Here is a 5,475-nt window from a genome sequence, read left to right on the forward strand (position 1 = left end):
TGTCCGGCGGCGTCCTACTCTCCCACAGCCTCTCGGTTGCAGTACCATCGGCGCTGACAGGCTTAACTTCCGGGTTCGGGATGGAGCCGGGTGTTTCCCTGTCGCTATGGCCGCCGTAACTTTATGAACCCCTGTGTTCCCCCACGCACGTGGGTGGGGTTGGGGTTGGATCGTGGACGCGATTGTAGTGTGTTTACGCTGAAACCCGTGACACACCAACCATTGGTTTGTTGGTTGTGTTGGGGGTTTGTGTGGCAAGTGTTCGGCCTATTAGTACCGGTCGGCTGGGCATTGCTGCTGTACACCTCCGGCCTATCAACCCAATAGTCTGTTGGGGGCCTTACACCCTCAAGGGGTGGGGAAACCTCATCTTGAAACGTGCTTCCCGCTTAGATGCGTTCAGCGGTTATCACTTCCGAACGTAGCTAACCAGCCCTGCACCTGGCGGTACAACTGGCACACCAGAGGTTCGTCCATCCCGGTCCTCTCGTACTAGGGACAGCCTTTCTCAAGTTTCCTACGCGCGCGGCGGATAGGGACCGAACTGTCTCACGACGTTCTAAACCCAGCTCGCGTGCCGCTTTAATGGGCGAACAGCCCAACCCTTGGGACCTACTCCAGCCCCAGGATGCGACGAGCCGACATCGAGGTGCCAAACCATCCCGTCGATATGGACTCTTGGGGAAGATCAGCCTGTTATCCCCGGGGTACCTTTTATCCGTTGAGCGACACCCCTTCCACATGGAGGTGCCGGATCACTAGTTCCGACTTTCGTCCCTGCTCGACATGTCTGTCTCACAGTCAAGCTCCCTTGTGCACTTACACTCGTCACCTGATTGCCAACCAGGCTGAGGGAACCTTTGAGCGCCTCCGTTACATTTTGGGAGGCAACCGCCCCAGTTAAACTACCCATCAGGCACTGTCCCTGAACCAGATCATGGCCCTAGGTTAGACATCTAGTACGACCAGAGTGGTATTTCAACGTTGACTCCACCCTAACTGGCGTTAAGGCTTCAAAGTCTCCCACCTATCCTACACAAGCCGAACCAAACACCAATGCCAAACTATAGTAAAGGTCCCGGGGTCTTTCCGTCCTGCCGCGCGTAACGAGCATCTTTACTCGTAGTGCAATTTCGCCGAGTCTATGGTTGAGACAGCGCCCAAGTCGTTACTCCATTCGTGCAGGTCGGAACTTACCCGACAAGGAATTTCGCTACCTTAGGATGGTTATAGTTACCACCGCCGTTTACTGGGGCTTAAATTCTGAGCTTCGACTTACGTCTAACCCGTCCTCTTAACCTTCCAGCACCGGGCAGGAGTCAGTCCGTATACATCGTCTTACGACTTCGCACGGACCTGTGTTTTTAGTAAACAGTCGCTTGGGCCTGGTCTCTGCGACCCTTCACGCTTCCCCAGCAAGTGGGTACACGATCCGGGTCCCCCTTCTCCCGAAGTTACGGGGGCATTTTGCCGAGTTCCTTAACCATAGTTATCTCGATCGCCTTGGTATTCTCTACCTGATCACCTGAGTCGGTTTGGGGTACGGGCGGCTCATGGCTCGCTAGAGGTTTTTCTCGACAGCATAGGATCACCCACTTCCCCCATACGGGGTCGGCATCACCTCTCAGGCACGACATCAAAGTCAGAACGGCGGATTTGCCTACCGTTCGCCCTACGGGCTTACCCACGGACTACCATCGCCGTGGTTGGGCTACCTTCCTGCGTCACCCCATCGCTTGACTACTACCGGATCGGATCCCGCGCTCCACACGAACGCCTCACCCCGAAGGGATCGGTCAAACGTGCTTAGGGCGGTTAGCATCACCGGGCTCGTCATGGGCGCCATTTCGCCGGTACGGGAATATCAACCCGTTGTCCATCGACTACGCCTGTCGGCCTCGCCTTAGGTCCCGACTTACCCAGGGCAGATTAGCTTGACCCTGGAACCCTTGATCATTCGGCGCACGGGTTTCTCACCCGTGATTCGCTACTCATGCCTGCATTCTCACTCGTGTGCCATCCACGCCTGGATCACTCCGACGCTTCACCCGGCACACGACGCTCCCCTACCCATCCACACCCCTGAACCAAGATCAAGTCCGGCTTGGGTTAAATGTGAATGCCATGGCTTCGGCGGACGGCTTGAGCCCCGCTACATTGTCGGCGCGGAATCACTTGACCAGTGAGCTATTACGCACTCTTTCAAGGGTGGCTGCTTCCAAGCCAACCTCCTGGTTGTCACTGCGACTCCACATCCTTTTCCACTTAGCCGCCCCTTAGGGGCCTTAGCCGATGGTCTGGGCTGTTTCCCTCTCGACTACGAACCTTATCGCCCGCAGTCTCACTGCCACGCTCTCACTTACCGGCATTCGGAGTTTGGCTAACGTCAGTAACCTTGTAGGGCCCATCGGCTATCCAGTGCTCTACCTCCGGCAAGAAACACGTGACGCTGCACCTAAATGCATTTCGGGGAGAACCAGCTATCACGGAGTTTGATTGGCCTTTCACCCCTATCCACAGGTCATCCCCTCCATTTTCAACTGAAGTGGGTTCGGTCCTCCACGCCGTCTTACCGGCGCTTCAACCTGCCCATGGATAGATCACTCCGCTTCGGGTCTAGAGCGTGCGACTCAAGCGCCCTATTCAGACTCGCTTTCGCTACGGCTACCCCACACGGGTTAACCTTGCCACACACCGCTAACTCGCAGGCTCATTCTTCAAAAGGCACGCTATCACCCTCACGGGCTCTAACGGATTGTAGGCGCATGGTTTCAGGTACTATTTCACTCCCCGCCAGGGGTACTTTTCACCTTTCCCTCACGGTACTGGTCCGCTATCGGTCATCGAGAAGTATTTAGGCTTAACGGGTGGTCCCGCCAGATTCACACACCATTCCAGGAGTGGCATGTTACTTGGGAATACACCAACGGAGTCACCATCTTACGTCTACGGGGCTATCACCCGCTCCGGCGCCGCTTTCCAACAGCTTCGACCTCAATGATGATTTCTTACTCCGCGCACCATCAGCAGCTGGCACCAGACATATCCCACGACCCCGCCTACGCAACCCCTGCCAGGTATCACACGCAAACGGTTTAGCCTGATCCGATTTCGCTCGCCACTACTCTCGGAATCACTTTTGTTTTCTCTTCCTGTGGGTACTGAGATGTTTCACTTCCCCACGTTCCCTCCACACACCCTATTTTATTCAGGTGCGGGTAACACGACATAACTCGTGCTGGGTTTCCCCATTCGGACATCCCCGGATCAACGCTCGGTTGCCAACTCCCCAGGGCATATCGCAGGCTCCCACGTCCTTCATCGGCTCTCGATGCCAAGGCATCCACCATGCGCCCTTACCAACTTGCCACACAAACCACCAACACACACAACAAACCCCAAAGGGATCCACGATGCGTACCGGACGGTCCGTGCATATGAGCAATAAATTGATCAAGACACAAACAATCAACGATATTAACACTACAAACAACACGCACAAACAAACCCCCCACTCACGCAGGAGGTGATCTGTGACGTGATGCTCGCGTCCACTATCCAATAATCAAACAACAAGAAGCCCAACCAGCGACTCCCCACCCACCAACATTCACATGCCGGCTCTCGAGGTGAGGGCGTCTGATGCCTCAGACACCCAACAGCGTGCCATACCACTTACTCACTCATTGAAGAGCTGTCGTTGTGTTCCACTAGTGAACACCCCAAACGCAACCAACTCATTCGGCTGGCTGACCGGGTGTGCTCCTTAGAAAGGAGGTGATCCAGCCGCACCTTCCGGTACGGCTACCTTGTTACGACTTCGTCCCAATCGCCAGCCCCACCTTCGACGGCTCCCCCTGTAAACAGTTAGGCCACCGGCTTCGGGTGTTGCCGACTTTCGTGACGTGACGGGCGGTGTGTACAAGGCCCGGGAACGTATTCACCGCAGCGTTGCTGATCTGCGATTACTAGCGACTCCGACTTCATGGGGTCGAGTTGCAGACCCCAATCCGAACTGAGACCGGCTTTTTGGGATTCGCTCCCCCTCACGGGATCGCAGCCCTTTGTACCGGCCATTGTAGCATGCGTGAAGCCCTGGACATAAGGGGCATGATGACTTGACGTCATCCCCACCTTCCTCCGAGTTGACCCCGGCAGTCTCCCATGAGTCCCCGGCATAACCCGCTGGCAACATGGAACGAGGGTTGCGCTCGTTGCGGGACTTAACCCAACATCTCACGACACGAGCTGACGACAGCCATGCACCACCTGTACACCAGTATCAAAGAGACCTCTATCTCTAGAGGCTTCCGGTGTATGTCAAACCCAGGTAAGGTTCTTCGCGTTGCATCGAATTAATCCGCATGCTCCGCCGCTTGTGCGGGCCCCCGTCAATTCCTTTGAGTTTTAGCCTTGCGGCCGTACTCCCCAGGCGGGGCGCTTAATGCGTTAGCTACGGCACGGAACCCATGGAATAGGTCCCACACCTAGCGCCCAACGTTTACGGTGTGGACTACCAGGGTATCTAATCCTGTTCGCTCCCCACACTTTCGCTCCTCAGCGTCAGGTAATGCCCAGAGAACCGCCTTCGCCACCGGTGTTCCTCCTGATATCTGCGCATTTCACCGCTACACCAGGAATTCCATTCTCCCCTGCATACCTCAAGTCTGCCCGTATCGAAAGCAAGCATCGAGTTAAGCCCGATGTTTTCACTCCCGACGCGACAAACCGCCTACGAGCCCTTTACGCCCAATAATTCCGGACAACGCTCGCACCCTACGTATTACCGCGGCTGCTGGCACGTAGTTGGCCGGTGCTTCTTCTGTAGGTACCGTCACTTGCGCTTCGTCCCTACTGAAAGAGGTTTACAACCCGAAGGCCGTCATCCCTCACGCGGCGTTGCTGGATCAGGCTTCCGCCCATTGTCCAATATTCCCCACTGCTGCCTCCCGTAGGAGTCTGGGCCGTGTCTCAGTCCCAGTGTGACCGGTCACCCTCTCAGGCCGGTTACCCGTCAAAGCCTTGGTAGGCCATTACCCCACCAACAAGCTGATAGGCCGCGAGCACATCCCTAGCCGAAAAAACTTTCCACACAGATCTCATGCGAGACTGCGTCATATCCGGTATTAGACATCATTTCTAATGCTTATCCCAGAGCCAGGGGCAGATTACTCACGTGTTACTCACCCGTTCGCCGCTCGTGTACCCCCGAAGGAGCCTTACCGCTCGACTTGCATGTGTTAAGCACGCCGCCAGCGTTCGTCCTGAGCCAGGATCAAACTCTCCATAAGAAAATCCAATCAAAGCCAGACACAAACAAACTAGCTATCGCCAGAATCATTTGCTCTTGCCAAAACCACAACACCCACACACAAACCAACCCCAAACGGAGCCGACCCACATGCAGACGCTGCTAAAACAATCACAACGACATAAATTGCATGACACACTGTTGAGTTCTCAAACATCACACGC

At 55.5% G+C, this 5,475-nt stretch carries 3 rRNA genes; all 3 read right to left on the bottom strand.

Annotation, left to right across the window (positions count from 1 at the left end):
• Window position 1: 1 nt before the first annotated feature.
• The 3 genes from rrf to F0U44_RS22030 all read right to left on the bottom strand — a co-directional run bounded on the left by rrf (window position 2) and on the right by F0U44_RS22030 (window position 5,291).
• Window positions 2–118: ribosomal RNA gene (gene rrf, locus F0U44_RS22020) — 5S ribosomal RNA — on the bottom strand.
• Between the two features lie 132 nt (window positions 119–250).
• Window positions 251–3,370 (bottom strand): 23S ribosomal RNA (locus F0U44_RS22025).
• A gap of 400 nt (window positions 3,371–3,770) precedes the next feature.
• A 16S ribosomal RNA gene (locus F0U44_RS22030) occupies window positions 3,771–5,291 on the bottom strand.
• The 16S, 23S and 5S rRNA genes sit together here, the layout of an rRNA operon.
• Window positions 5,292–5,475: the final 184 nt, after the last annotated feature.

It is taken from the genome of Nocardioides humilatus, from assembly GCF_008373755.1.
GTDB lineage: Bacteria > Actinomycetota > Actinomycetes > Propionibacteriales > Nocardioidaceae > Nocardioides > Nocardioides humilatus.